The sequence below is a fragment of the Methylophilaceae bacterium genome, assembly GCA_018398995.1.
In the GTDB taxonomy this organism is placed as follows: domain Bacteria; phylum Pseudomonadota; class Gammaproteobacteria; order Burkholderiales; family Methylophilaceae.
The window spans coordinates 933,439-957,453 of the sequence record CP073759.1; the positions used below are offsets into that span (position 1 = coordinate 933,439).

General features: G+C 40.9%; 26 protein-coding genes. 7 read left to right on the forward strand and 19 right to left on the reverse strand.

Annotation, left to right across the window (positions count from 1 at the left end):
- Positions 1-320: 320 nt before the first annotated feature.
- Positions 321-1,526, reverse strand: coding sequence for a tyrosine--tRNA ligase (locus tag KFB94_04860; GenBank protein QVL46418.1), 1,206 nt, complete (start codon positions 1,524-1,526; stop codon positions 321-323).
- A 117-nt stretch (positions 1,527-1,643) separates the two neighbouring features.
- Between KFB94_04860 and KFB94_04865 the strand changes: the two genes are divergently transcribed.
- The 3 genes from KFB94_04865 (at position 1,644) to gltA (ending at position 5,477) form a co-directional block, all read left to right on the forward strand.
- Complete coding sequence (locus KFB94_04865; GenBank protein QVL46419.1) at positions 1,644-2,978, forward strand: M23 family metallopeptidase; 1,335 nt, start codon at positions 1,644-1,646, stop codon at positions 2,976-2,978.
- 2 nt (positions 2,979-2,980) lie between these two features.
- Positions 2,981-4,093, forward strand: a complete 1,113-nt coding sequence (locus KFB94_04870; protein ID QVL46420.1) for an anhydro-N-acetylmuramic acid kinase — start codon at positions 2,981-2,983, stop codon at positions 4,091-4,093.
- Positions 4,094-4,178: 85 nt separating this feature from the next.
- Positions 4,179-5,477 (forward strand): citrate (Si)-synthase, encoded by a 1,299-nt coding sequence (gene gltA / locus KFB94_04875; GenBank protein ID QVL46421.1) that lies wholly within the window; start codon positions 4,179-4,181, stop codon positions 5,475-5,477.
- 53 nt (positions 5,478-5,530) lie between these two features.
- On the opposite strand, the gene KFB94_04880 is transcribed toward gltA, so the two are convergent.
- The 12 genes from KFB94_04880 to rplM form a co-directional block, all read right to left on the reverse strand.
- Entirely contained in the window at positions 5,531-5,842 is a 312-nt protein-coding gene (locus tag KFB94_04880) for a Na+/H+ antiporter subunit G (protein ID QVL46422.1), read from the reverse strand.
- The gene (locus KFB94_04885) at positions 5,839-6,108 is read right to left on the reverse strand and encodes a K+/H+ antiporter subunit F (protein QVL46423.1); all 270 of its coding nucleotides are present in this window, start codon (positions 6,106-6,108) and stop codon (positions 5,839-5,841) included. Before KFB94_04885 ends, KFB94_04880 begins: the two co-directional genes overlap by 4 nt.
- Entirely contained in the window at positions 6,102-6,590 is a 489-nt protein-coding gene (locus tag KFB94_04890; protein ID QVL46424.1) for a Na+/H+ antiporter subunit E, read from the reverse strand. Before KFB94_04890 ends, KFB94_04885 begins: the two co-directional genes overlap by 7 nt.
- A complete protein-coding gene (locus KFB94_04895) occupies positions 6,587-8,110 on the reverse strand; it encodes a monovalent cation/H+ antiporter subunit D (protein QVL46425.1) in 1,524 nt (507 codons plus the stop codon). Before KFB94_04895 ends, KFB94_04890 begins: the two co-directional genes overlap by 4 nt.
- Positions 8,107-8,475 carry a Na+/H+ antiporter subunit C gene (locus tag KFB94_04900; protein ID QVL46426.1) on the reverse strand — a complete coding sequence of 123 codons (369 nt, stop codon included), beginning with the start codon at positions 8,473-8,475 and terminating at the stop codon, positions 8,107-8,109. The genes KFB94_04895 and KFB94_04900 overlap by 4 nt, the downstream gene beginning before the upstream one ends.
- On the reverse strand, positions 8,475-11,279 hold the full coding sequence (locus KFB94_04905) for a monovalent cation/H+ antiporter subunit A (GenBank protein ID QVL46427.1): 2,805 nt from the start codon (positions 11,277-11,279) through the stop codon (positions 8,475-8,477). The genes KFB94_04900 and KFB94_04905 overlap by 1 nt, the downstream gene beginning before the upstream one ends.
- A gap of 270 nt (positions 11,280-11,549) precedes the next feature.
- Positions 11,550-11,915: an iron-sulfur cluster insertion protein ErpA gene (erpA, locus tag KFB94_04910; GenBank protein ID QVL46428.1), complete on the reverse strand. Its 366-nt coding sequence runs from the start codon at positions 11,913-11,915 to the stop codon at positions 11,550-11,552.
- Positions 11,916-11,955: 40 nt separating this feature from the next.
- On the reverse strand, positions 11,956-12,339 hold the full coding sequence (locus tag KFB94_04915; GenBank protein ID QVL46429.1) for a polymer-forming cytoskeletal protein: 384 nt from the start codon (positions 12,337-12,339) through the stop codon (positions 11,956-11,958).
- 62 nt (positions 12,340-12,401) lie between these two features.
- On the reverse strand, positions 12,402-12,761 hold the full coding sequence (locus KFB94_04920) for a hypothetical protein (GenBank protein QVL46430.1): 360 nt from the start codon (positions 12,759-12,761) through the stop codon (positions 12,402-12,404).
- 6 nt (positions 12,762-12,767) lie between these two features.
- Positions 12,768-13,817, reverse strand: coding sequence for an N-acetyl-gamma-glutamyl-phosphate reductase (locus KFB94_04925; protein ID QVL46431.1), 1,050 nt, complete (start codon positions 13,815-13,817; stop codon positions 12,768-12,770).
- Positions 13,818-13,918: 101 nt separating this feature from the next.
- A complete protein-coding gene (gene rpsI / locus KFB94_04930; GenBank protein ID QVL46432.1) occupies positions 13,919-14,311 on the reverse strand; it encodes a 30S ribosomal protein S9 in 393 nt (130 codons plus the stop codon).
- A 10-nt stretch (positions 14,312-14,321) separates the two neighbouring features.
- Entirely contained in the window at positions 14,322-14,750 is a 429-nt protein-coding gene (rplM, locus tag KFB94_04935; GenBank protein ID QVL46433.1) for a 50S ribosomal protein L13, read from the reverse strand.
- Positions 14,751-15,087: 337 nt separating this feature from the next.
- Between rplM and KFB94_04940 the strand changes: the two genes are divergently transcribed.
- The 3 genes from KFB94_04940 (at position 15,088) to KFB94_04950 (ending at position 16,970) form a co-directional block, all read left to right on the forward strand.
- Positions 15,088-15,810 (forward strand): hypothetical protein, encoded by a 723-nt coding sequence (locus KFB94_04940; GenBank protein QVL46434.1) that lies wholly within the window; start codon positions 15,088-15,090, stop codon positions 15,808-15,810.
- 53 nt (positions 15,811-15,863) lie between these two features.
- Positions 15,864-16,397, forward strand: coding sequence for a hypothetical protein (locus tag KFB94_04945; GenBank protein ID QVL46435.1), 534 nt, complete (start codon positions 15,864-15,866; stop codon positions 16,395-16,397).
- 81 nt (positions 16,398-16,478) lie between these two features.
- On the forward strand, positions 16,479-16,970 hold the full coding sequence (locus tag KFB94_04950; GenBank protein QVL46436.1) for a hypothetical protein: 492 nt from the start codon (positions 16,479-16,481) through the stop codon (positions 16,968-16,970).
- Positions 16,971-16,998: 28 nt separating this feature from the next.
- On the opposite strand, the gene ubiA is transcribed toward KFB94_04950, so the two are convergent.
- On the reverse strand, positions 16,999-17,868 hold the full coding sequence (ubiA, locus tag KFB94_04955) for a 4-hydroxybenzoate octaprenyltransferase (GenBank protein ID QVL46437.1): 870 nt from the start codon (positions 17,866-17,868) through the stop codon (positions 16,999-17,001).
- Positions 17,861-18,409: a chorismate lyase gene (locus KFB94_04960; protein ID QVL46438.1), complete on the reverse strand. Its 549-nt coding sequence runs from the start codon at positions 18,407-18,409 to the stop codon at positions 17,861-17,863. Before KFB94_04960 ends, ubiA begins: the two co-directional genes overlap by 8 nt.
- A 96-nt stretch (positions 18,410-18,505) precedes the next feature.
- On the opposite strand from KFB94_04960, the gene KFB94_04965 reads away from it, so the two are divergent.
- Positions 18,506-19,087 carry a hypothetical protein gene (locus KFB94_04965; protein QVL46439.1) on the forward strand — a complete coding sequence of 194 codons (582 nt, stop codon included), beginning with the start codon at positions 18,506-18,508 and terminating at the stop codon, positions 19,085-19,087.
- Here the strand turns inward: KFB94_04965 and recG are convergent.
- From recG to KFB94_04985, 4 genes are read right to left on the reverse strand one after another with little or no spacing between them, the layout of a single operon-like run.
- On the reverse strand, positions 19,084-21,123 hold the full coding sequence (gene recG / locus KFB94_04970; protein ID QVL46440.1) for an ATP-dependent DNA helicase RecG: 2,040 nt from the start codon (positions 21,121-21,123) through the stop codon (positions 19,084-19,086). The genes KFB94_04965 and recG overlap by 4 nt on opposite strands.
- Before the next feature lie 37 nt (positions 21,124-21,160).
- Entirely contained in the window at positions 21,161-21,544 is a 384-nt protein-coding gene (locus KFB94_04975) for a RidA family protein (protein QVL46441.1), read from the reverse strand.
- A gap of 22 nt (positions 21,545-21,566) precedes the next feature.
- The gene (locus KFB94_04980; protein ID QVL46442.1) at positions 21,567-23,774 is read right to left on the reverse strand and encodes a bifunctional (p)ppGpp synthetase/guanosine-3',5'-bis(diphosphate) 3'-pyrophosphohydrolase; all 2,208 of its coding nucleotides are present in this window, start codon (positions 23,772-23,774) and stop codon (positions 21,567-21,569) included.
- Between the two features lie 17 nt (positions 23,775-23,791).
- Entirely contained in the window at positions 23,792-23,998 is a 207-nt protein-coding gene (locus KFB94_04985) for a DNA-directed RNA polymerase subunit omega (GenBank protein QVL46443.1), read from the reverse strand.
- Positions 23,999-24,015: the final 17 nt, after the last annotated feature.

Consider the following 24,015-nt stretch of genomic DNA (forward strand, 5'->3'; position numbering starts at 1 on the left):
TCTTTATATTAATTATTTGACACTGTATTTTTGTTGCGCTTTCGCTGAATTTTTCAAGCGAGGGCGCATTTTAACGTGGCTATCAATTTGGTCAAGTGCTAATTTGAGTTTATTACAATTTAATTACAATTTAATAATTTTATGAATAAATTCACTAATCATTAAATAACAACGAATGCTTTGTTTAAGCGTTGAAAAAGGGGAATGTGATAAAGCGCGTAGTTGAGCGCAGCTACTTTTTCTTTATTAATCTATCTCGTGCTATGAATACAGATTGGCACTAAGAACAGTATTAATCATAGCCAAGCATTGACGCAGTCCTAGGATGATTCGAGAGTGACCTTGGCAAACTTACGTTTACCCACCTGCGCTATTGTTGTTACACCTTTGCTAAGCTGCAAGTTTTTATCTTCGACCTTCGCGCCATCCAACTTGACGCCGCCTTGTTGTATCGCGCGCATGGCTTCACTGGTGCTCTCTACCAAGTTGGCAAGTTTGAGCATTTGCGTGATACCTATGGTGTCAGTTTCAATTGCTATAGTCATTTCTGGCACTTCATCTGGAATGCCGCCTTTGGCACGTGTTTGAAAGTCACTTAATGCTTTTTCGGCATCCGTTTGACTGTGAAAACGTGTCACAATTTCTTGCGCAAAACGCACTTTAATATTGCGCGGATTTTCTCCACTCTCAACTTGTTGCTTCCACTTTGCAATAGTTGCTAATGACTCGAAAGACAGTAACTCAATATAACGCCACATCAACGCATCTGAAATTGACATTAATTTAGCAAAAATGATTTCCGGCGGCTCGTTGATGCCAATATAATTACCCAGTGATTTAGACATTTTGTTCACGCCATCTAAACCTTCTAGTAATGGCATAGTCAGGACGCATTGTTGTGATTGCCCTGCTTGCTTTTGTAGTTCTCGTCCCATGAGCAGATTGAATTTCTGATCCGTTCCACCCAACTCTACATCTGCTTTTAGCACAACGGAATCGTAACCTTGTAACAAAGGGTACATAAATTCATGAATTGCAATTGGCTGATTATTTTTAAATCGTTTAGAAAAATCATCGCGCTCTAACATTCTTGCAACGGTATGACTAGCAGCCAGCTTGAGCATGCCTGCTGCACCTAAATCTGTGAGCCAATGTGAGTTAAATACAATTTCTGTTTTTTCTTTATCTAATATTTTGAATACTTGGGCGGCATAAGAGGTTGCGTTTTCTGCCACTTGCTCTTTAGTGAGCGGTGGTCGCGTTACACTTTTGCCTGTAGGGTCGCCAATCATGCCAGTAAAATCGCCAATTAGAAATAAGACTTGGTGTCCCAAATCTTGAAAATGACGTAGCTTATTAATCAGCACGGTATGGCCTAAATGCAAATCTGGTGCTGTAGGATCAAAGCCTGCTTTAATTCTTAACGGCTGACCTTTTTTGAACTTTTCGATTAGTTCTGATTCAATTAATAGTTCATCTGCGCCGCGTTTAATAATCGCTAATGATTGATTGATGTCCGTATTCACTTTATTTCCAATAACTTTAGTAAAGAATGTTATTAATTGCCAGGTTGTTTTTTCATGCGTCGATTTTTCTGCTAAGATACACTCTTTATTCAAGCACTTATGGTCTTTAATTAAACTATGTTTCAAAAAAACCAATTTGCCAAGTACGTTATTCTAACGCAAAACAAATTATTAGCTGCGCGCAAGATTAGATTTCATTGGTTATTTGTAGTCTGCATGCTCCCCGTTATGCTGTTGATTGCTACGCTGAGCGCTGCGCCCGATAGTGAAGCTGGTTATTTGCCAATTAAAACGACAATACATAATATTCCTTTGCCAACTATCCAAAAACAACCGAACCAAAACGAAACTTTTTGGCAGACGGATGAAGTACGGCGCAATGACACACTTGATGTGATTTTTAATCGTTTATCAGTACAAGATAATGATGCGCTGAAGTTTTTTACCTATACCCCAGAAACGCGCGAATTGAATACGCAACTTATTCCTGGTAGAGGCATCAACACTGAGATTGATGCGAAAGGAAAGTTACTTTATCTTGAATATAAACTGCCAGATGATGATCGTTTAGTTGCTAGGTTAATGGCTGACGGCTATCAAATTAATAAGGAAAAAATTCCATTCACTACGCATCAGATTCTTAAGTCGGCAACTATCAAAAGTTCTTTGTTTGGCGCAACTGATGCCGCAGGTATTCCTGATAGTATCGCGTTAAAGATTGCTGATATTTTTTCTAGCGAGATTGATTTCAATCAGGACCTCAGACCTGGGGATACGATTAATGTCGTCTATGAGGGCTTGTATAGCCACGGCGAACTGATGCGAACAGGTAATATTCTCGCTGTCGAAATTGTAAATCGCGGCAAAACGTATCAAGCAATCCATTTTGGCAAAACGGATACTAAATCCGCTTACTACACTCCAGAAGGTAAGAGTTTGCACAAGTCTTTTTTGCGCTCACCGCTTGAGTTCACGCGCATCAGCTCGTCTTTTAGTCGTGGACGCTTTCATCCTGTACTGCACAGAGTAAGAGCACATAAAGGTGTCGATTTTGCTGCGCCAACTGGCACCCGTATCAAAGCATCTGGTGACGCTGTAGTTAAATTTAAAGGAAGAAAAGGCGGCTATGGCAATGCAGTTATCCTGCAACACCGTAACGGTATTCAAACCTTATATGGTCATTTATCGGCTTTTGCTACAGGACTACGTAAAGGTCAGAAAATACAACAAGGCGACATCATTGGGTATGTTGGTATGTCAGGCATGGCCACAGGCCCCCATTTACATTATGAGTTTTTGCTCAATGGCATTCATCGCGATCCCATGACAGTCAAATTACCTACAGGCACACCGCTTGAGACGCAATATATAGATGAGTTTAAAGCGAATGCCGCACTACATATGGCAAAAATTGATATGCTAAAACGTAGCTCAGTAATTGCTAGCAAATAAAAATGAAAAACGCCCCGCTGTTTATTGGCGTCATGTCTGGCAGCAGTTTAGATGGCATTGATGTTGCACTGACTGCAATCAACAAGCATGAATGTAAGGTTGTAGCAACGCATTTTCAGGCATATAGTACAGAAACAAAACAATCATTATTATCTTTACATTTCCAATCTGAAAATGAACTAGAAAAATCGGCTTTAATGGCAAATCATTTGGCCTGTTTATATGCAGAAGCCATCAATGCTTTACTGACAAAATGTAATCTGCCGGCTCAGCAAATCATTGCGATTGGCTGCCATGGCCAAACCATCCGCCATCAACCGAAATTGAATGATGCGATTGGGTACACCATTCAGCTAGGCAATAATGCTTTGTTGTGTGAGTTAACAAACATCACTGTTGTTGGTGATTTTCGTAGTCGTGATATAGCGGCGGGCGGTCAAGGCGCGCCGCTGGTGCCTGCTTTTCACAGCGCTGTATTTTCAAGTTCGCACAAAAATCGCGCCATTGTTAATGTGGGTGGTATTGCCAATATCACTTACTTAGCGAAAACAGGTGCAGTGATTGGCTTTGATTCTGGCCCTGGTAATATGCTACTCGATCACTGGGTTAAATTAAAAATAGGCAGAGAATATGATGTGGATGGCAAATGGGCTGCCACCGGCACAACTCAGGATGCCTTGTTAAAAAGTATGTTATCTGATCCCTATTTCTCATTGCCACCTCCTAAAAGTACAGGACGTGATTTATTAAATGAGACTTGGTTAATGCGTCATTTAGCCAATGTTTCTTGCAAACCAGAAGATGTCGCACGCACATTAGTCACCTTAACAAGCCATACTATTTACCTAGCCATTCAGCAACACTGCCCACATGTTGATGAAGTCTATTTATGCGGCGGTGGTGCACATAACCAATTACTGAGCAATACATTACAAGCCGCATTGGATACTATTCCTTTATTAACAACCGATCGATTAGGCGTGGATGTTGATTGGGTTGAGGCGGCTGCTTTTGCTTGGCTAGCTAATCAAACCATCAATAATGCAGCAAGTAATCTACCTGCCGTGACAGGCGCATCAGGATTACGTGTTTTAGGCGCCATTTATCCTAATTAACGTACTTTAATAAGAATTTTTACTCAACATTTTAAATGTCTTGCGTATAATATTCTTAATACAAATCTATTCTGAAGAGTCATCCATGGCAACCAAACCAACAAAAGCAACCATTACATTTGACAATGACAAGCCGCCTGTTGAACTTCCTATTTTGTCTGGCAGCATGGGTAACGATGTCATTGATATCCGAACATTAGGTCATCACGATATTTATACTTATGATCCTGGTTTTTTATCTACTGCTTCTTGCAACTCCAATATCACTTTTATTAATGGTGAAAAAGGTTTTCTTTATCATCGTGGTTATCCAATCGAACAACTTGCTAAGCGTTGTGATTTTTTAGAAGTAGCATATCTATTGATTAAAGGTGATTTACCCAAGACAGATGAAAATAAAGCCTTTAGAACTTCAATAGAGCGGCATACCATGTTGCATGATCAAATGAACAATGTGTTCAGAGGCTTTCGTCGGGATGCACACCCGATGGCAGTCATGGTTTCTGTGGTTGGCGCAATGGCTGCCTTTTACCCGGAACACACCGATATTACCGATCCAAAGTCTCGTGAAATAGCGGCTATTCGATTACTTGCAAAAGCGCCAACCATAGCAGCTTGGAGTTATAAATACACGTCAGGTCAGCCTTTTATGTATCCGCAGAATAAGCTGAACTATGCTGAAAACTTTTTGTATATGATGTTTGCAACACCATGTGAAGAGTATGTCGTGAATCCCGTCATGGCTAAAGCATTTGAGCGTATCCTTATTCTACATGCTGATCATGAACAAAACGCATCAACTTCAACAGTGCGTTTAGTTGGCTCTAGTGGTGCAAATCCCTTTGCTTGTATCGCAGCTGGCATTGCTTCACTATGGGGCCCTGCACATGGTGGGGCTAATGAAGCGACACTGAAAATGCTCGATGAAATTGGTGATGTGAGTCGCATAGATGAATTTATCAAGCGTGCTAAAGATAAAAACGATAGCTTCCGCCTGATGGGTTTTGGTCATCGAGTGTATCGCAATATGGATCCACGAGCGGCTATCATGCGCGAAACCTGTCATGAAGTACTGAATGAACTCGGTCTTCATGATGACCCCATGTTTAAACTGGCAATGGCGCTTGAAAAAATTGCCTTAGAAGACGAGTATTTTGTTAAACGTAAGCTTTATCCAAATGTCGATTTTTACAGCGGCATCGTGATGCGCGCAATGGGTATTCCAAATTCGATGTTTACTGCTATCTTTGCACTGGCTCGTACAGCGGGGTGGATAGCGCAATGGCATGAAATGCATACCAACCCAGACAATAAAATTGGTCGCCCAAGACAGCTATATACTGGCGAGATACGTCGTGAATTTGTGCCGATTAGTGAGCGATAACGACATCAGGTTGAAGCGTTAAGCGCACACAACGTTTGCTACATAGAAATGACTTAGTGCTTTTTGTTTGTTCCACTTGAAAGATGTAATGCTGCTTTTGCCAGCAAATGAGCGCTAACTGGTGCTGTTATAAAGAGAAATACAGTGGCTACTATTTCGTGCAAGCTAATACCATTATTTAGCACACTAAAATAAATAGCTGATGCAATGACCATTGCACCAACACCTAATGTTGTTGTTTTAGTTGGGCCGTGCAAGCGCATGAAAAAATCCGGTAGTCTGGCTAATCCGATAGAACCGAGCAGCGTAAAGCTCGCTCCAACTATTATCAAAAACGAAATGAAATACTCTATCCAACCACTCATTCTATAATATTCCCTCGCAAAATATATTTAGATAAGGCTACTGTTCCGACAAATCCCATAATTGCGATTAACAAAGCGCACTCAAAATATAACGCATTGTTTAAATAGATACCAATCAATACTAGTAAAGCAATTGTATTAATGTATAACGTATCCAGAGCAAGAATCCGATCCGTCATCGCTGGACCAATCACCATGCGATATAAACTTAAAACCATTGCTAATGCAATCATCGTAAACGCAATGGGTATGACTAAATTTAGCATGAAAATATCTCCTTTAATGGCTTCTCATATCGCGTCTTAATGGATTTTATCAGGCTTTCTGTATCATTTACATTCAGCGCGTGAACCTGCAATACCCATCGGGCACGATCAATATCAATAGAAACTGTGCCTGGTGTTAACGACACAATACTAGCGAGTATTGTGCCAACGAAGGGATTTTGTAAATCTAAAGGAATCTCGACAAAAGCTGGCTTAATTTTATTTGCTGGTCCCAGAATAAGTCTAGCGACCTCAATACTGGCAAGCAAAATATCCCATAGCACGACGCCAATCAAAAAAAGAGCGGGTATGAGCTTCAGACTGGTTGTTTTTTCTGGCCAAAATCGTTGCGTTATGATGGGCAAGCTAATCGCCAACACAAAAGCCAAGGTCATATGGGCAGCCGATAGACTATTATTCAGTAACAACCATACCAAAAAGATGACTGCGGATAATGCTGGATGTGGCAACAACCTGTTCATGGCCTTACTCCTCTTGGCACATGCGTATGATAAGGGATGAGGGCATTAATATATTGTTCTGACGCATGCAATTGTATTGCTGTTCGTTGCGTAAATGCGGATATAGGTTGTGCAAGTACCATTAATAACAAAGAACAAGCAATTAAGCTAAAGGTGGCTAAATATGAATAACGTGTATTTGGCAAGATATCGACTCGTGCTGCCGGCGCATCATCATTTAATGTTTCCCAAAACAGTCGACTACCCGTTTTGGCCAGCGCAAGTGTTGTCATCAGTCCAGCTAAGAGTAAAACCACCCATATTAATGGCGCGATTGCAGTATCTTTCACTGCAAAAAGCAGCATCAACTTACCAATAAAACCTGAAAATGGCGGCATACCAGCAGCCGTTGCTGCAAGTACAAAAAAACCTAACTTAAGCAGATTATTGATTGAAACTTTATGATGGTCAATACGAATATCAGCAGCTTCTATTAACCCAGCTAACATAAAAAAGGCTGCTGCAACAATCGTTGATTGCACTAAGTAATATAAGCCAGCTGCGGTAACCAACACGTTATTTAAAGAAGGCACAATTAGTAGCAAGCCAGCAGAACCTAATACGAGCCACGCAACAATTGCATGTAAATTTTTTGTACTCAATACGCCCAACGCTGACAATATTATTGTTGCTAATGCGGCTATGATTAACCAATTGCCCAGTAAGCCTTGCATCACAGGGGCGCCGCTAAAAGCAATCATCTGCACATGTAAAATAGCCACAATACCAACTTTTGTCATTATCACAAACAAAGCAGCAACTGGCGTAGCGGCAGCACCGTATGCATGAGGTAACCAAAACGAAAGTGGTAATACTGCGGCTTTAAGTAAAAAGACTGTCATCAGCAATGCGCCAGAGAGTCTCACTAACGACGCGTCTTCAGCGGATACCATTTTCAATTGAATTGCAATATCTGCTAAATTAAGTGTGCCTAATGTCCCATAAATTAAACCCAGCGCAACTAAAAATACCGCGGAGCCCGCGAGGTTTAATACCACATAGGTGAATCCAGCACGACTTTTATTTAAACCGCCACCATGTGCTAATAAAATATAAGAGGCTAGCAACATGATTTCAAAAAAAACAAACAGATTAAAAACATCCCCTGTTAGAAAAGCACCATTAATACCTACCAACTGAAATTGAAACACTGCGTGAAAATGGCGACCCTGTTTGTCAAATCCAGCACATGCATATAGCAATACAGCGACTGACAAGACTGCCGTAGTCAAAACAACCAAAGCGGATAATCTGTCAGCTACAAGTACAATCCCAAATGGCGCTTGCCAATTGCCAAGTGCATAAACAAGCGGTATTTGTTGATCAGTTTGTAACAATAAATGTACGGACACCACCAATAGCAGAACCACGGCAAATCCACTAATAGCCCGTTGCCAGCACAGTTTACTCGCTGTCAGCATGAGTAAAATAATGCTAGCCATAAACGGCACTAATATGGGTAATATCGGACTATGATTCATGGGCGATGCTTTTGTGATTGATTAGATATTGTGTCGCTTTGCTTTTCTAGCATATCGATATGATCGTCACCCGATTCTGACAAACCTCTCAAAGCCAATGTCACAATATAAGCGGTCATACCAAAGCCAATCACAATCGCTGTTAATGCTAATGCTTGAGGGATAGGATCAGTATACTGCACAACACCTGTTTGAATAATTGGCGGTGCGTTGATCACTAAGCGGCCACTAGCAAACAAAAACATATTAACGCCATAAGAAATAAGCGTGAGGCCTAGAATCACGGGGAATGTGCGAGCACGTAAGATCAAAAAAACACCGCAGCCAAACAGTAAGCCTATTGCGGTTGCCATCATAGCCTCCATTAGATCTTTTCCCCTCTAATATTCAATCGTCCCAACTCTGTCAAAATCAATAAAACTGTCGCTACAACAACAAAATAAACACCTAAATCAAAAATAATCACAGATGCCAATTCAATCTCACCTAGGATTGCAAGGTGAATATGACCATGTGTACTGGTTAAAAAGGGGCTGACAAAGAAAAAACTTATCAATCCAACGCCAGAGGCTAGCGCCAATCCACCACCTAATAGTGGTGCGTAAGATTTTGGTAAACGTTCCTGAGCGAATGAAAACCCACCAGCTAACGATTGTAAAATTAATGCAACACCTGTCACAAGGCCAGCCACAAAACCGCCACCAGGCAAATGATGTCCTCTCAAGAAAATATAAACGGCTACAGCCAGTGCTAAAGGCAATAGTGGTCGCATTAACATTTTTAAGAATAATGGATGTGCATCTTCTGCCCAAAGACGCCCAGCACTATCACGCTCTGGTTGCATTAAGCGCAGCTGATCGAGCAAGGCGTGCGTACCCAATGCTGCCATTGCTAAAACTGAAATTTCACCTAATGTATCAAATCCACGGAAATCAACCAGAATCACATTGACCACATTACTGCCACCGCCTTTGGGAACGGCTTGCTGAAGATAAAAATCAGATATTGTGCTAAAGGAACTTGTCAATAATTCAAAGCTAACAAATGCCATCCCAACCCCAACACCTAGCGCTAGCAGTATGTCTCTGCCCATGCGCATATGGGAGGATTCTTGAGGTGTAAATTGCGGTAGATAATGTAGTGCAAGCAACATCAGTACAGTGGTAACAACCTCAACAGAAAGTTGAGTCAACGCTAAATCTGGGGCAGAAAAACGCACAAAAATCAACGAGACAACCAAACCTACCACACCAACAAGAATAATGCTTAATAGTCGTCGATGGTGCATATATGTTGCACCGAGTACGCCTATTATTAAGGCTAATAAAGCAATAACACTCGTTGTATCTAGCGGCATCAATGATGCTGTATTGACATCACTATCACCACTGATAAAAGCCCATGTGCCATAAACCATAACAAAACTGAACAATACTGCTATATAGCGTTGTAATGATCGATTATCGACGAATACTATAATGCGCTCGGAATAATCTGCCAAGTGATGATAGGCGCGCTCGAAAAAAGTCCTGCTATTAATGGTAGGCAGTTGATCGTACCACTCTATAAATTTAGCTCGCTTCATATACATAGCGATACCACCAACTAAAGCAACCAAGCTCATGACAAAAGCAAGATTAAATCCATGCCATATTTTTAAATCATATACTGGCAAAGGCGCTTGCAAGCTTGCGCTTGCTGCAGAAGCAAGTAAAGCGCCCACGGACCATGCGGGAAAAATACCAACCAGTAGACACAATATCACTAATATTTCTACTGGCACTCGCATCCATCTTGGCGGCTCACGTGGCGCACGTGGCAAATCAACAGGCTCACCATTGAAGAACACATCATGAATAAATCGTGCTGAATAAGCGACCGCTAAAATACCAGCAATAGTGGCAAAAATCGGCAATATCCAATGTGCATTCCCAAATCCATTAAAAACGATTGATTCAGTAAAAAACATTTCTTTACTTAAAAAACCATTTAGCAAAGGCACACCAGCCATAGAACCTGCCGCCAACATCGCCAGCGTTGCTGTGATAGGCATTAACTTAAATAGCCCATTTACACGGCGCATGTCACGTGAACCACACTCAAGATCAATAATCCCAGCCGCCATGAAAAGTGAGGCTTTGAAGATAGCGTGGTTAATAATATGAAACACTGCAGCAACAACTGACATCGGCGTGCTTAGCCCAAATAACAAAGTAATTAACCCCAAATGACTGATCGTAGAGTAAGCCAACAAGCCTTTGAAGTCATTACGGTACATGGCCAGATAAGCACCATAGACCAAGGTAATACCACCGATAGTACTGACGCTGTATAACCAAGCATCCGTACCAGAAAGTACAGGATAAAACCTTGCCAATAAAAATACACCCGCCTTAACCATGGTTGCCGAATGCAAATAAGCTGAAACTGGCGTAGGCGCTGCCATGGCGTTGGGTAGCCAAAACTGAAAAGGAAACTGTGCTGATTTGGTAAAGGCGCCCAATAATACCAATATCAGTATGGTTGGGTACAAAGGATCTGACTTTATCTGAGCAGCCGCTTCAATGACCTGCGTAAGCTCATAGCTACCTGCCACTTTCCCAAGCAATAAAACGCCTGCTAGCAAAGCCAAACCACCAGCGCCTGTCACGATTAACGCCATTCGTGCAGCAATTCTTGACTCGTGTGATGCTGATTTATACGCAATCAATAGAAATGATGAAAGGCTAGTAATCTCCCAAAACATCACCATCATGAGCAGATTTTCTGATAGCACTATCCCCAGCATAGCCGACATAAATAAAAGTAATAGCGCATAAAAACGCCCTAACTTATCATCATCTGATAAATAATAATGCGCATACAAAACGACTAGCATGCCAATGCCAAGTATCAATATTGAGAACAGCATACCTAGGCCATCAAGGCGAAATGAAAGATTAAGACCAAAACTTGGCAACCAGTCAAAATGGGTAATTAACGATTCGCCATTAATAGCACTTGGAAAAAGCGGTGCAAGCAATAATAGACAGACCGCCATCACAGCCGCTGCTGTAATAGCAGTGACTTTTCTTCCGAAGCGCTCTGTTAATAATGGCAATACAACACCAATAAAAGCGACTGAGATAGTTAAAGGCAACAATACTGATAAATATGCGTGCTCAATCATTGCGAAAATTAATCAAAAATGTCATGGGTGATTACGCACACCTTTAAAGTTAATGGGACTGAATGAGATACACCAACGATGTTTTTACACTATTAGAACTTAAAACCAGATGATGTAACACGCATTATTATCTATATAACGTTTGCTGTGCAATAGATTAAACAATCTTAGTAAACATTTATCAATCAAACAATCTATAAAAAAAAGATGCTCATTTTCATAAGCATCTAATTAAAGTACAAAGCTCGAATTGCGATGAGTTAATGTAATCTAAACTGAAAAAGAAGAGCCACAACCACAAGTTGTCGTTGCTTGGGGATTTCGAATCACAAACTGTGACCCTTGCAGATTATCTTGATAGTCAATCTCCGCACCCATTAAATATTGTAAACTCATCGGATCAATTAACAAGGTCACAGTATCTTTTTCAACTTGCGTATCATCCTCGTTCACTTCCTCTTCAAAAGTAAATCCATATTGAAAACCAGAACAACCACCACCACTAACAAACACGCGCAGTTTTAAATCTGGTGTTCCTTCTTCCTCGATTAATTCTTTTACTTTTTTTGCTGCATTATCGGTAAATACCAATGGTGCTGGTATGTCCATATCTACTAAATCCGTTGCTGTATTCATTTCGACTCCTTCAATTCAATTATGTCAATTAATTAAGACTTTAAAGTGATTCATCAGTTTCATTTCCATCACTATGCACGAGCTTGCCATCAATGACTGATCCCATGTGCATTTCTAATGATTTGTAATGCAAATCCCCTTTAATACGTGCTTTAGCTTGTAATTCTATAAACTGGCTAGCTTTAACCGACCCAGTCACTGAGCCAATCAAGACTATTTTAGTGGCATTAACAGCACCTTCCACACGCCCATTTTCGCCTACCACAATTGTTCCTTGTGAATCGGCCTGCTCCCTTACATCCCCATGAATAGTACCGTCAACACGCAAACCCCCACTAAATACTATATTACCTGTAATCACGCTGTCGCTACCAATTAACGTATCAATACGGCTGTCGATTTTATTTACTTTTTTAAAAAACATTTTAGCCTTCAACCTTGTTTTAAAAACACTTGTTTTATAAACAGAAGAACAGATTAATCGCGCTATTCCACCGTCATTTTTTTATAGAATAATAAATCTTCTTTTGCCTTCAAAATTTCATCTTGAACATTTGCAAGATCTTTTGCTAGATTACTATTGGTTGCCAACTCGATTTGCAACTCTCGCTTTGCTTCAATCAATTTAAATTCAAGCATCTTGTTTTTATGCTCAACTTCTTCTAATTGTGCCCTCATTGTTTCGTAATCACTATTACGCATCATTAAATAAGCTAAGCCAAAACCTAGACCCACACACAAAAAGCCAATCCCCACTCTATAATACCATGGTCTATCCGCTCTGACTGCAACACGTCTAGCAGTATAGCCATAATGATTACGAACTTGACGTTTCAGTTTCCTCATTATTAATTAAGGCATCAATGGCACAATATCTAGACCAGCATTTTCTAAGAAGCCAAACATGACATTCATATTTTGCACAGCTTGACCTGCCGCCCCTTTTACTAAATTATCCTGCACAACAACAAGTGTTAAATAGTTGTTTGCTTGCAATTGCAAAGCAATACGCAGCTGATTAGATCCACGAACAGATCTGGTTTCAGGCAACGCTCCTTTTGGAAGCACATCAATAAACCATTCTTTAGCGTAGCGCAGCTCATACAAAGCTTGTACATCTATTGCTTTGGCACGTTCTACTAATTTAATATAAATCGTAGACAACATGCCCCGAATCATCGGAATCAAATGTGGAACAAAAATGAATTGTAAATCATTTCCAGCCAAATGTTTCAGCTGGGCCTCAATTTCAGGATGATGGCGATGCCCAGCAACGCCATAAGCTTTCATGTTATCCCCTGTTTCAGCAAACAAAGTTGCCACAGACGCTTTTCTACCCGCACCAGAAATACCTGACTTGGCATCAGTTATGATTGGCACTGAAAAATCGATCAGCTTTTCTTCTAATAATGGAGCCAAACCCAATAATACGGTTGTTGGATAACAGCCAGGATTGCCAATCACGTTGGCCCCTTTAATTTTTTCCCTATTCAACTCTGGGATACCATAAATAGCGTCTTTCAATACGCCTGGACAACTATGCGGCATATTGTACCAATGTTCAAATGCTGCGATGTCCTGCAATCTAAAATCTGCTGCCAAATCAATTATTTTAGTCCCTGCTGCTAATAGTATCGGCGCTTGATTCATTGCCACACCATGTGGTGTAGCAAAAAATACAACATCACAAGCGGTTAAATCAGCATTTTCTGGGTCAGTAAATGCAATATCAATAAAACCTCTTAGATTAGGAAACATATCTGCAACAGGCATGCCAACATCACCACGAGAGGTCACTGCAACAATGGTTACATTAGGATGTCTTGCAAGCAAACGAAGCAGTTCAACACCTGTATAACCCGTGCCACCCACAATCCCAACTTTCAATTTTTTATCTATCATAGCTCACTAACATCCATAATCTGTTTAGAGTATACCTGAAACAAAAAAAGGTCGCGCTAGCGACCTTTTTTGTAAGCAGATTCCAAGAGTGGAATAACGTATTAACGTTTAGAGAATTGCTTACGGCGACGCGCTTTGCGGAAGCCCACTTTTTTACGCTCTACTTCACGTGCGTCACGTGTCACAAATCCAGCTTTTGATAAGTCTGGTTTTAATGCTGCATCGAAATCAATTAACGCACGTGTAATACCATGACGAACAGCACCCGCTTGACCAGATTCGCCGCCACCAATAACGTTAACTTTAATATCAAAGCTTTCCATGTTTGCAGTTAATGCTAACGGTTGACGCAAAATCATTCGAGACGTCTCACGTGAGAAATATTCATCAGCTGGCTTGTCATTGATAATAATGTTGCCCTTGCCTGATTTCAAGAAAACACGCGCTACTGAGCTTTTGCGACGTCCTGTACCGTAATTATATTTACCAATCATCTCTTTTACCTTAGATAGTCAATGCTTGCGGCTGTTGTGCAGCATGATCATGCTGGTTACCAGCATATACTTTTAATTTTTTAATCATTGCGTAGCCTAATGGGCCTTTTGGCAACATGCCTTTTACCGCTTTTTCTAATGCACGACCAGGAAAGCGATCTTGCATTTTGCTAAATGTTGTTGTTGAAATCCCACCAGGATAGCCTGAGTGTGTGTGGTATTCTTTATCAGTTGCTTTAGCACCTGTTACACGTAGCTTATCAGCATTAATCACAACGATGTAATCACCTGTATCAACGTGAGGCGTGTAAATTGTCTTGTGCTTACCGCGCAAACGATGCGCACAAGCACTGGCTAAGCGACCCAAAACAAGATCAGTTGCATCTATCACGAACCAATCACGTTTTACTTCATGTGTTTTTGCTGAAAACGTTTTCATATTATTACGACCAATTTATATAGCTAATTAAAATCAAGAGGGCGGATTATATGCTTTTGCTTGAGTGCCGTCAAACAAATTTGAACGCTAAATTGAATTAAATCTGGTAGCATTCGATAATAACAGTGTCTACGGTTCTGATTTTAGCTTGTTATTTTAACCTTTTTTATCGATAGATTGCACAACTTGTAATAACGAATCAATCAGATTAGCGAATAATTCAAAAAACACTATTGCTTATGAAGCTTACTTAATGTAAAAACACAACTGTGCACACGTTTCATGAATGCAATAATTAACAACAAAAAATTGTGTAAATAAATATAATGGCTTATCTATGTATTTTGGCTATAAACTAGACTCCATCAGAGCGAAGGTTGCACTTGGATTTCTTGCCATGTCTTTCTCTCACCCACTTTTTGCGCTAGGCTTAAGTGAGATTAATGTGAATTCAAATCTTGGCGAACCACTTAACGCAAGCATTACTGTTTTTGGTGCCTCTGAATTAAAAAGTGAAAACTGTTTGGCATTGGGCCCTAGCAGTCAACTACAACAATTAAAATTTGTACTTAGCCCTATTACTAATGATAGCGCAAAGCTGACGCTTACAAGCCAGAATATCATTAATGAGCCTATTGTTAACTTATCAATCATTGCCGGTTGCGATAACTTGATAGAACGCAATTATGTTTTGCTGTTAGATCCGCCCATCACTGCCAACTCTTTGCAACAAACAAACCTTGTTGTTGAAGCATTAAGCACAACCGAACTGACAAATAATGATATCAAGAATAGCCCTATCGATTCAAAAATCCAGCAACCATCAGGCCTAGCAAAAGAACAGCCCAAAAAGAAAAGAACGGAGCGCCGTACTGCCTCAAATCAAGCTAGTAAAAAACAAACTGGCAATCAAGCAACTGCCAAAGGTGTTCAAAACAATACAAAAAATACTGCACAGAAGAAGAATAACAATACAAGCAATGCTAATGAGCCAAGATTGTTTATTTCAGGCCAATTAAGCGTACCGACAATCAGCGAAGCTAAACTGCGTTTAGATTAGCAGTTAAACCTACGCCCAACGCCTACCAGGGCAATATTCCAACGTCTGAAGAGATGTTGTTAGAAGATGAGATGACTGTTGTCAACAACCGTATTTCGCATTTGAAAAATCAAATTGACCAGTTAAAGAGTCAAAACACAAAGCTCACATCGGACAACTCATTAAAAACAACCCAATTAGCGCAAACGCATTCAAAGCAAAATAAACTCATTAATTTGTTGGTATTTATCAGTGCGATTTTACTATTGATACTCGCCTACATTGTGTTTACTTGGTTACGTAAACGACAGATTCAAAAACAGGCTGATGATGCGGAAGCTTTATGGTTAAGCGTCAATAATCAAGATATCAATCAAACTGCTGAAGAGCCAATAAGCACTGACAAAAAAAGTGAATTAGAAGACAAGATTAACAAAGTAGAGGAAATAGAAGAAGACACGCTACCGCCTGCACCAGTTGGCAGTTTGTTTAAATCGGCCGTTAATGAAGAGCAGCCTATCGTCATTGAAGATGAGCAAATTTTTTCAGTCCTTGATCATGCTGATGTGTTTTTATTCCATGGGCGCGCAAACTTGGCGATTCAGTGATTACAGAATTACTTAGTAGAACACCCTAAACAATCGGTCACAATTTGGTTATTCTTACTAGACTTGCTGGCTAAAGAAAACTTGGTAGATTTGTATAAGCAAACAGAAAAAGACTGTAAGCTTTACTACAATATCAACATTCCTGATTTGTCTCAGGAGCCTACTGATGCTGTTGAATCGCTGGAAGACTTTCCTCGTTTAGTACAAGGATTGGCGCAAGTATGGGGAACAGCAAATGCAATGACTTATTTATATGACTTGATTTATAACAACCGACCAACACCTGGCGAAGGACTACCTAGAAATTTAATTGAGGAATTAACGCTATTAAAAGGAATCGCTCAAGACAACCAACAAAGTGTCAATCAACCCCAGTCAACTACCGTACCGCCAGTAAATACAGATAAATTATCCGAGACCGAAGAGAAAGAGGCTTTATTCGAGAAAATAAAAACAAAAAAACAAGCTAACACAAATAAATCGAGTGAGATTACAACAGACAAAGACAAACAAGATAAACAAGATAAAGGCGATAAAGGTGAGGGCTTTGAATTTACCTTAATTGATCAATAAATTGTGATTAATTAAGCATCAAGAGCGGTTACACATAATATGCAGCAAAGACTGCTATAAACAAAACTAATCCTATCCAATTATTCGATAAAAAAGCTTTAAAACAGTGGGTTTTGTTACGGGTTTTAATCAGTTGATATTGCCAAATCACTAGCCCCACAACGACTAAAATCGGCAAAAAATAATAGTAGCTAAATGCCATTAATTTGCCCACATAGATAAAAATAGCAAGCATGGCTACATAGCAGAGCATAATCGCTAGCAGATCATAGCGGCCAAATAGTATGGCTGATGATTGAATGCCAATTTTTACATCATCCTCTCGATCTACCATTGCATATTCAGTATCATATGCAATCGCCCAAAACACATTAGCCAATAACAACCACCAAGCAAGTGTTGGGACATGGTTAGTCAACGCAGCAAAAGTCATGAGAATACTAAATCCAAACGCAAAACCTAAATAAGCTTGTGGAATAGCCAAAAATCGCTTGGTCAATGGATAGGTTGCAGCCAACAATAAAGCTGGTATTGAGAGTAATATTGTCAGCTTGTTTAAAAAACAAACTAAGCTGAAAGCAGTCAAACTTAATCCCATAGCCAGCAATAAGGCTTCTTTTACGGTGACCTCGCCAATCACTAACGGCCTATTTTTTGTTCGTTCTACATGGCCATCATAGTGTCGATCAGCAATATCATTCATTACACAACCAGCACTGCGCATCAAGATAACGCCTGTTACAAAAATGAAAACGATTTGCCAATCAGGTCGCCCTTTGCCTGCCAGCAGCAATCCCCATAACGTAGGCCATAACAACAATAAAATGCCGACTGGTTTGTCCAACCGCATCAAGCGTTGATAAGCAGTTAATTTTTTCATGAGCAAGCATTTATTCATCTTGAATATTCGGTAAAAAAACTTCAGTAACTAAAATTGTAGCGCATTGTAAATTGAATATTGAACGCCTGGCCCATAAATAAAGCGGTGGATGGTCCAAATATTGGACTGCTTTTTGATACAAATCATGATTATAAGAAAGCTTTTTATAGCTTAGTGGTGTTCGCTTTACACGTGGATCATTAAATAAACTGGCGCCCAGGGGCTTATTACCTAATTTGCCTAATTTCACCCACTCACCGCGCAAACTGGCATCCGGCAAAATACTATGTGCATACACAACTGGTCGCCCTTTGCCTATCAGCAACACTTCTCGAACATTCACATGCATGGACGACTTAAGCTTCAATAAAGCGGCTTCATCTTTGATTGGCTTGGTATGTAGCTGAGATAAGGCGTGCACATAAAAATCTTCATACCGTTGCTGTAAGCGTGCAGTTAAAGAGGTATCATCAATTAACCAATGTCGATAAGCCAATGTTAATAATGGCTTTCTTAACCATTTTTCGCGTAATTTTTTTGTATGTGGGTAGATTCTCACAAAGTAAATTATCGCATAACACACACCCTAGAAACGAAAAACCATCGGATAAAAAATTATGCTACATTGATTTAATGTTTACTTATAGCCAGTTACATGATTGATAAAACCATACTCAGTATTATTGCAATTGGGCTTACTTTGCTCGCTTTTGTGCCCTATATCACTGGAATTTTAAAAGGCATCACAAAACCACATGTCTTCTCATGGATCATTTGGGGCTCAACCACTTTCATTGTTTTTCTTGCGCAATTGGAGGGTCATGCTGGTATTGGCGCTTGGCCTATTGGTGTCTCGGGCGCAATGACTGTCTTGGTTGCTTTTTTAGCCTATCTAAAACGAAGTGACATCACGATTACCAAAAAAGACTGGCTATTTTTTGGTGTTGCCATGTCCGCTCTACCCCTCTGGTATTTGATGTCCGATCCTTTATGGGCAGTCGTAATGTTGACTTTAGTCGACACATTAGGCTTTGCACCCACTGCAAGAAAAGTCTATCACGCGCCTTATTCTGAACCCATATTTTTTGTTGCACTGTTCTTTGTACGCAATATGCTTGTGTTATTTGCACTTGAGCATTACTCCGCCACAACCGTCTTATTTCCGGCAGTCATTGCAATTGCCTGCTTACTATTGATCACACTGATGATCATCAGAAGACACCTCATTGTTCGCTAAACTTTCACTAGATCAACCCCATGCCGCATCCAGCGTTGCAAGTGTTGGTCAACTGCTTCTGGATGTTGTGTGAGCAGATCATCAGCCATGTTTTTAGCTTGCTGTAACAAATCTTCATCGCGCGTTAAATCAGCAATTTTTAACATGGGTACGCCACTTTGCCTTGTCCCCAAGAACTCTCCCGGTCCTCGCAAATGCAAATCAGCTTGCGCAATGGCGAAGCCATCTGTGTTTTCATAAATGACTTTAAGCCGAGCACGTGCCATTTCTGATAACTTATTTTGATAAAGTAAAATACATGTACTTTTTGCTGCACCGCGTCCAACGCGTCCTCGAAGCTGATGTAGCTGGCTTAGCCCCATGCGCTCGGCATGTTCAATCACCATTAAACTGGCATTGGGCACATCCACCCCAACTTCTATCACTGTGGTTGCTACCAATAACTGGATTTTACCCAAGACGAAGGCCTGCATCACCGCTTGCTTCTCTGCGGGCTTCATACGTCCATGCAACAAACCAACACTCAAGTCTACAAAGTTTTGCTTTAAATTCTCATATGTTTCTGTTGCTGTTTGTAATTGCAAAATCTCTGACTCTTCTATCAAAGGGCAAACCCAATACGCCTGACTGCCTGCTTGGCAAGCCTCACGTACGCGCTGCAAAATCTCTTCACGCCGTTGATCTGAAATTAGTTTGGTGACCACAGGTGTTCGCCCAGGCGGCAGCTCATCAATGACTGACACATCCAAATCGGCGTAATAGCTCATGGAAAGTGTACGTGGAATTGGCGTGGCAGACATCATCAATTGATGGGGCTCGGGTTGGCCTTTTTTGCGTAATGCCAATCGTTGTTGGACGCCAAAACGATGCTGTTCATCAATAATCGCTAATCCCAACTTATCAAATTGCACCGCATCTTGAAACAACGCGTGGGTACCCACTGCAAGTTGGGCCTGCCCGCTGGCAATTGCTTGCTGGGCTGATTCTCTGTCTTTTTTATGTTGACTACCAGTTAACCAAGCAATATTGATATTAAGTGGTGCTAGCCATATTTCAAACTTCTTATAATGCTGCTCTGCCAACAATTCAGTTGGCGCCATCAAAGCTACCTGCCAACCATGCTCAATCGCTTGCAAGGCGGCCATACAAGCAACGATGGTTTTGCCACTCCCCACATCACCCTGCAACAAACGCTGCATTGGATGCGCTTGTGTTAAATCTTGACTAATTTCTTGAATGACTTTTTGCTGAGCAGTGGTTAATGCAAATGGCAAGTCTTGTAACAGTTGCTTAACTAATGTGTGCGACACAGCTATTTGTGGCGCATCTATGCTGCGTCTTTTTGCATAGTGTTTACGCATAGAAAGCTGTTGCGCCAATAACTCATCATAAGCCAATCTGCGCCACTCAGGTGTTGACTGCTGCTCTAATGCAGTTAAATCGGCATCTGGTTCTGGAGAATGCAATGCACGAATACTGCTAGCAAAAGTGGGCAAATTCAACGCGGCATAGGCAGATGCTGGTAACGTTTCTTCAAACAACTGTGCATCTCGCATCACCGTTTCAATTGCTTTACGAACCGCTGGCTGGGTAAGGCCAGCAGTCGTCGGATAAATTGGTGTTAGTTGTGCATTGACTACAGTTGACTCACGCACCGCTTTGCATTGGGGATGCACCATTTCATAACCAAAAAAACCATGCCGCACTTCACCATATACGCGCAATTGATTGCCCACTTTTAAGGCATTAATTTGACTTGGATAAAAGTGGAGAAAACGCAACGTTAATTGTCCACTAGCATCCTCTATACGTGCAATCAGTGCTTTTCTTGGCTGATAAGTGACTTCTGCATGTACGATCTCACCTTGCACCTGCGCTGATTCACCCAGCCGCAAATCACGAATAGCGACTATGCGTGTTTCATCAATATAGCGCAGTGGCAAATGCAACAGCAAATCCTGCGGATGACTGATCCCTAACTTAGCAAGGTTAGCAATCAGTGGCTTAGAAAATGACTTTATTTCTGAAAGTTGCATTGATTGCACTCATTCACGTTGCTTATTGATGAATAATTTAACTCAACTCCATCACTGCATCCGCCTCAACCAAAGCACCTTTTGGTAGTGAAGCCACACCCACAGCAGCACGTGCTGGATAGGGTTCAGTAAAGTATTCCGCCATGACAGTATTAACTAAAGCAAAATGATTTAAATCAATTAAAAAAACATTCAGCTTCACAATATCACCCATCGACCCGCCAGCCGCCTCAGTCACCGCTTTTAAATTATCAAACACACGACGCACTTGCGCTTCTATGCCGTCAACCAACGTCATGTGTTCTGGATCTAATCCAATTTGACCCGATAAATACACTGTTTTACCAACCTGTACCGCTTGTGAGTAGGTACCAATCGCGGCTGGCGCATGTATAGTTTGAATGATTTTCTTATCTGCCATCTCTATTATTCACTCTCTCTCATTAAATTTTTTGTTCTCTGTATTTACCTTTTAAACGATTAATGCGCACTACTTCGGGTATCTTACGCAAGTTTCGTATTAGCTCTGCTAAATGCACACGATTATGCACCTGCACCGTAAAATTAATCGTAATGTACTGGCTTCCATCTGGCTCTTCTGCACTCACATTATCAATGTTCGATCCTGCATCTGAAATCCCTGCCGCCAATTTTGCCAACATGCCTCTTTCGTTCACCACAACAATCCGCAAATCAACCCTAAATAAACGCTTATCATCTGCATCCCATTCAACATCTAACCATTTATCTGGGTCTAATTTAAACTTGCTAATTGCGTTGCAATCGTGAGTATGAATCACCAAGCCTTTGTCTTTGTTGATGAAACCTAAAATAGGATCGCCAGGAATCGGCCTGCAACATTGTGCAAACTGAACTGCCATGCCTTCAGAACCTCGAATCGTGATTTTATCAAATGACTTTTGCCCATTAGGCTCCGCGTGGTGATGATCGCTAGCGAGCAACTGATGCGCTACCATTAAACTAATCCGTTTACCCAAACCAATATCAGCTAAAATTTCAGTTTTATCTTGCGCACCATAATCACGCATCACTTTATTCCATTGTTGTGCTGTAATCTGTCCAGGTTCAACATGCAATGCTCTTAGTGCAGTATTCAGCATACGCTCACCAAGGTGCGTAGATTCGGTTGCCTTAATTGATTTCAAGTAATGCCGTAAATGTGAGCGCGCTTTGCCGGTCACCACATAATTCAACCATGCTGGATTTGGCTTGGCCAAGGCAGAGGTAATAATTTCCACGTGGTCGCCATTTTTCATCTCTGTTCGCAATGGTGCCAGCTCATGATTAATCTTAACCGCAACACAGCAATTACCTACATCAGTATGGACTGCATATGCAAAATCTACCGCGGTTGAGCCTTTAGGCAAAGCTAAAATATTGCCTTTAGGGGTAAATACATATACTTCGTCTGGAAATAAATCCACCTTGAAATGCTCTAAGAACTCGTGGCTATCATCGCTTTCGGTTTGAATTTCTACTAAGCGTTGCAACCATTGATGGGTTTGCTGTTGCAGTCTGGTTAAATGCGCGTCGTTTGTTTTATAAAGCCAATGCGCGGCAACACCAGTCTGCGCAATATCATGCATGGCAACACTACGAATTTGAATTTCTATTGGCGTCCCATAAGGACCAAATAATGTCGTATGAAGTGACTGATAGCCATTGACTTTAGAAATCGCAATATAATCTTTAAACTTACCTGGAATCGGCTTGTATAAACTATGCAGGCTACCCAAAGTCAGATAACAAGTTGGCAGATCGTTCACCAGCACGCGAAACCCGTAAATATCACCCACTTGCGATAATTTGAGGCCTTTGTTAATCATCTTTTTATAGACACTGTAAAGATGCTTTTCTCGACCTTCCACATTTGCTTCAATGCCCGACTCAGCAAGCTTGGTTTTAATCGACTCTAACATTTTATAGATCACTTCTTTGCGATTGCCACGCGCGGTTTTAATCGCTTTTGCGATCACGTTATAACGATTGGGATAGATATACCTGAAACTTAAATCTTCAAGCTCTTGGTAAATCACATTAAGCCCTAAACGATTGGCGATTGGGGCGTAAATATCCAACGTTTCCTGTGAAATTCGCCGCTGCTTTGCTGGCTTCATCACATCTAAAGTTTGCATATTATGCAAACGGTCTGCCAATTTAACCAAAATCACCCGGACATCTTGACTCATTGCCAGCAGCATTTTTCGCACATTTTCTGCTTGTGCTTGCACCGCTGTTTGCAACTCAATTTTGTCTAGCTTAGTAAGGCCATCAACCAAATCTGCAACTTGTTTACCAAAACGCTCACTCAAATCTTCCTTGGACACTTCAGAATCTTCAACGACATCGTGCAACAAAGCAGCCAGCAGCGTTGGTACATCTAAATGCAATTTGGCTAAAATACAAGTAACAGCAACTGGGTGAGAAATATAAGGTTCGCCAGAACGGCGCGTTTGTCCTTTGTGGACTGCATCACTATAACGATAAGCATCCCAAACCTGCTCTATCTCGGCTTGCGACAAGTAGGCTCTTAATATCGTGGTTAGCTGTGAATGCTCAGTATCTGCAGGCAACAAGGGTTGCTCTTCTGCAAAAGGCGCCGCTGACGAATGTTGAGCGGTTTTAGGCATACAATTTAAACAGACAACTAGTTTTTATTTAATAGCTCTAACCCTACTTTGCCTGCTGCAATTTCACGCAACGCAATCACAGTTGGTTTATCACGCGAACCATGCATGCTGACTAAAGGATCAGAACCGTTGGCAATTTGACGTGCGCGGTAGGCTGCCACCAGTGTCAATTGAAAGCGATTTGGAATATTATTTAAACAATCATCTACAGTAATACGTGCCATGGTGAATACCCTTTAAA

Bases quoted from the DNA above. Each gene is read 5' to 3' on its own strand.
- KFB94_04980 (QVL46442.1), bottom strand. From the start codon at position 23,774: ATGCCTAAAACCGCTCAACATTCGTCAGCGGCGCCTTTTGCAGAAGAG.
- rpsI (QVL46432.1), bottom strand. From the start codon at position 14,311: ATGATTGGTAAATATAATTACGGTACAGGACGTCGCAAAAGCTCAGTA.
- ubiA (QVL46437.1), bottom strand. From the start codon at position 17,868: ATGAATAAATGCTTGCTCATGAAAAAATTAACTGCTTATCAACGCTTG.
- KFB94_04890 (QVL46424.1), bottom strand. From the start codon at position 6,590: ATGAACAGGTTGTTGCCACATCCAGCATTATCCGCAGTCATCTTTTTG.
- KFB94_04900 (QVL46426.1), bottom strand. From the start codon at position 8,475: ATGGAGGCTATGATGGCAACCGCAATAGGCTTACTGTTTGGCTGCGGT.
- KFB94_04975 (QVL46441.1), bottom strand. From the start codon at position 21,544: ATGGCAGATAAGAAAATCATTCAAACTATACATGCGCCAGCCGCGATT.
- KFB94_04870 (QVL46420.1), top strand. From the start codon at position 2,981: ATGAAAAACGCCCCGCTGTTTATTGGCGTCATGTCTGGCAGCAGTTTA.
- KFB94_04940 (QVL46434.1), top strand. From the start codon at position 15,088: ATGTATTTTGGCTATAAACTAGACTCCATCAGAGCGAAGGTTGCACTT.
- KFB94_04915 (QVL46429.1), bottom strand. From the start codon at position 12,339: ATGTTTTTTAAAAAAGTAAATAAAATCGACAGCCGTATTGATACGTTA.
- KFB94_04905 (QVL46427.1), bottom strand. From the start codon at position 11,279: ATGATTGAGCACGCATATTTATCAGTATTGTTGCCTTTAACTATCTCA.
- KFB94_04920 (QVL46430.1), bottom strand. From the start codon at position 12,761: ATGAGGAAACTGAAACGTCAAGTTCGTAATCATTATGGCTATACTGCT.
- KFB94_04880 (QVL46422.1), bottom strand. From the start codon at position 5,842: ATGAGTGGTTGGATAGAGTATTTCATTTCGTTTTTGATAATAGTTGGA.
- recG (QVL46440.1), bottom strand. From the start codon at position 21,123: ATGCAACTTTCAGAAATAAAGTCATTTTCTAAGCCACTGATTGCTAAC.
- KFB94_04885 (QVL46423.1), bottom strand. From the start codon at position 6,108: ATGCTAAATTTAGTCATACCCATTGCGTTTACGATGATTGCATTAGCA.
- KFB94_04965 (QVL46439.1), top strand. From the start codon at position 18,506: ATGATTGATAAAACCATACTCAGTATTATTGCAATTGGGCTTACTTTG.
- KFB94_04865 (QVL46419.1), top strand. From the start codon at position 1,644: ATGTTTCAAAAAAACCAATTTGCCAAGTACGTTATTCTAACGCAAAAC.
- KFB94_04895 (QVL46425.1), bottom strand. From the start codon at position 8,110: ATGAATCATAGTCCGATATTACCCATATTAGTGCCGTTTATGGCTAGC.
- rplM (QVL46433.1), bottom strand. From the start codon at position 14,750: ATGAAAACGTTTTCAGCAAAAACACATGAAGTAAAACGTGATTGGTTC.
- KFB94_04985 (QVL46443.1), bottom strand. From the start codon at position 23,998: ATGGCACGTATTACTGTAGATGATTGTTTAAATAATATTCCAAATCGC.
- gltA (QVL46421.1), top strand. From the start codon at position 4,179: ATGGCAACCAAACCAACAAAAGCAACCATTACATTTGACAATGACAAG.
- KFB94_04925 (QVL46431.1), bottom strand. From the start codon at position 13,817: ATGATAGATAAAAAATTGAAAGTTGGGATTGTGGGTGGCACGGGTTAT.
- erpA (QVL46428.1), bottom strand. From the start codon at position 11,915: ATGAATACAGCAACGGATTTAGTAGATATGGACATACCAGCACCATTG.
- KFB94_04945 (QVL46435.1), top strand. From the start codon at position 15,864: ATGTTGTTAGAAGATGAGATGACTGTTGTCAACAACCGTATTTCGCAT.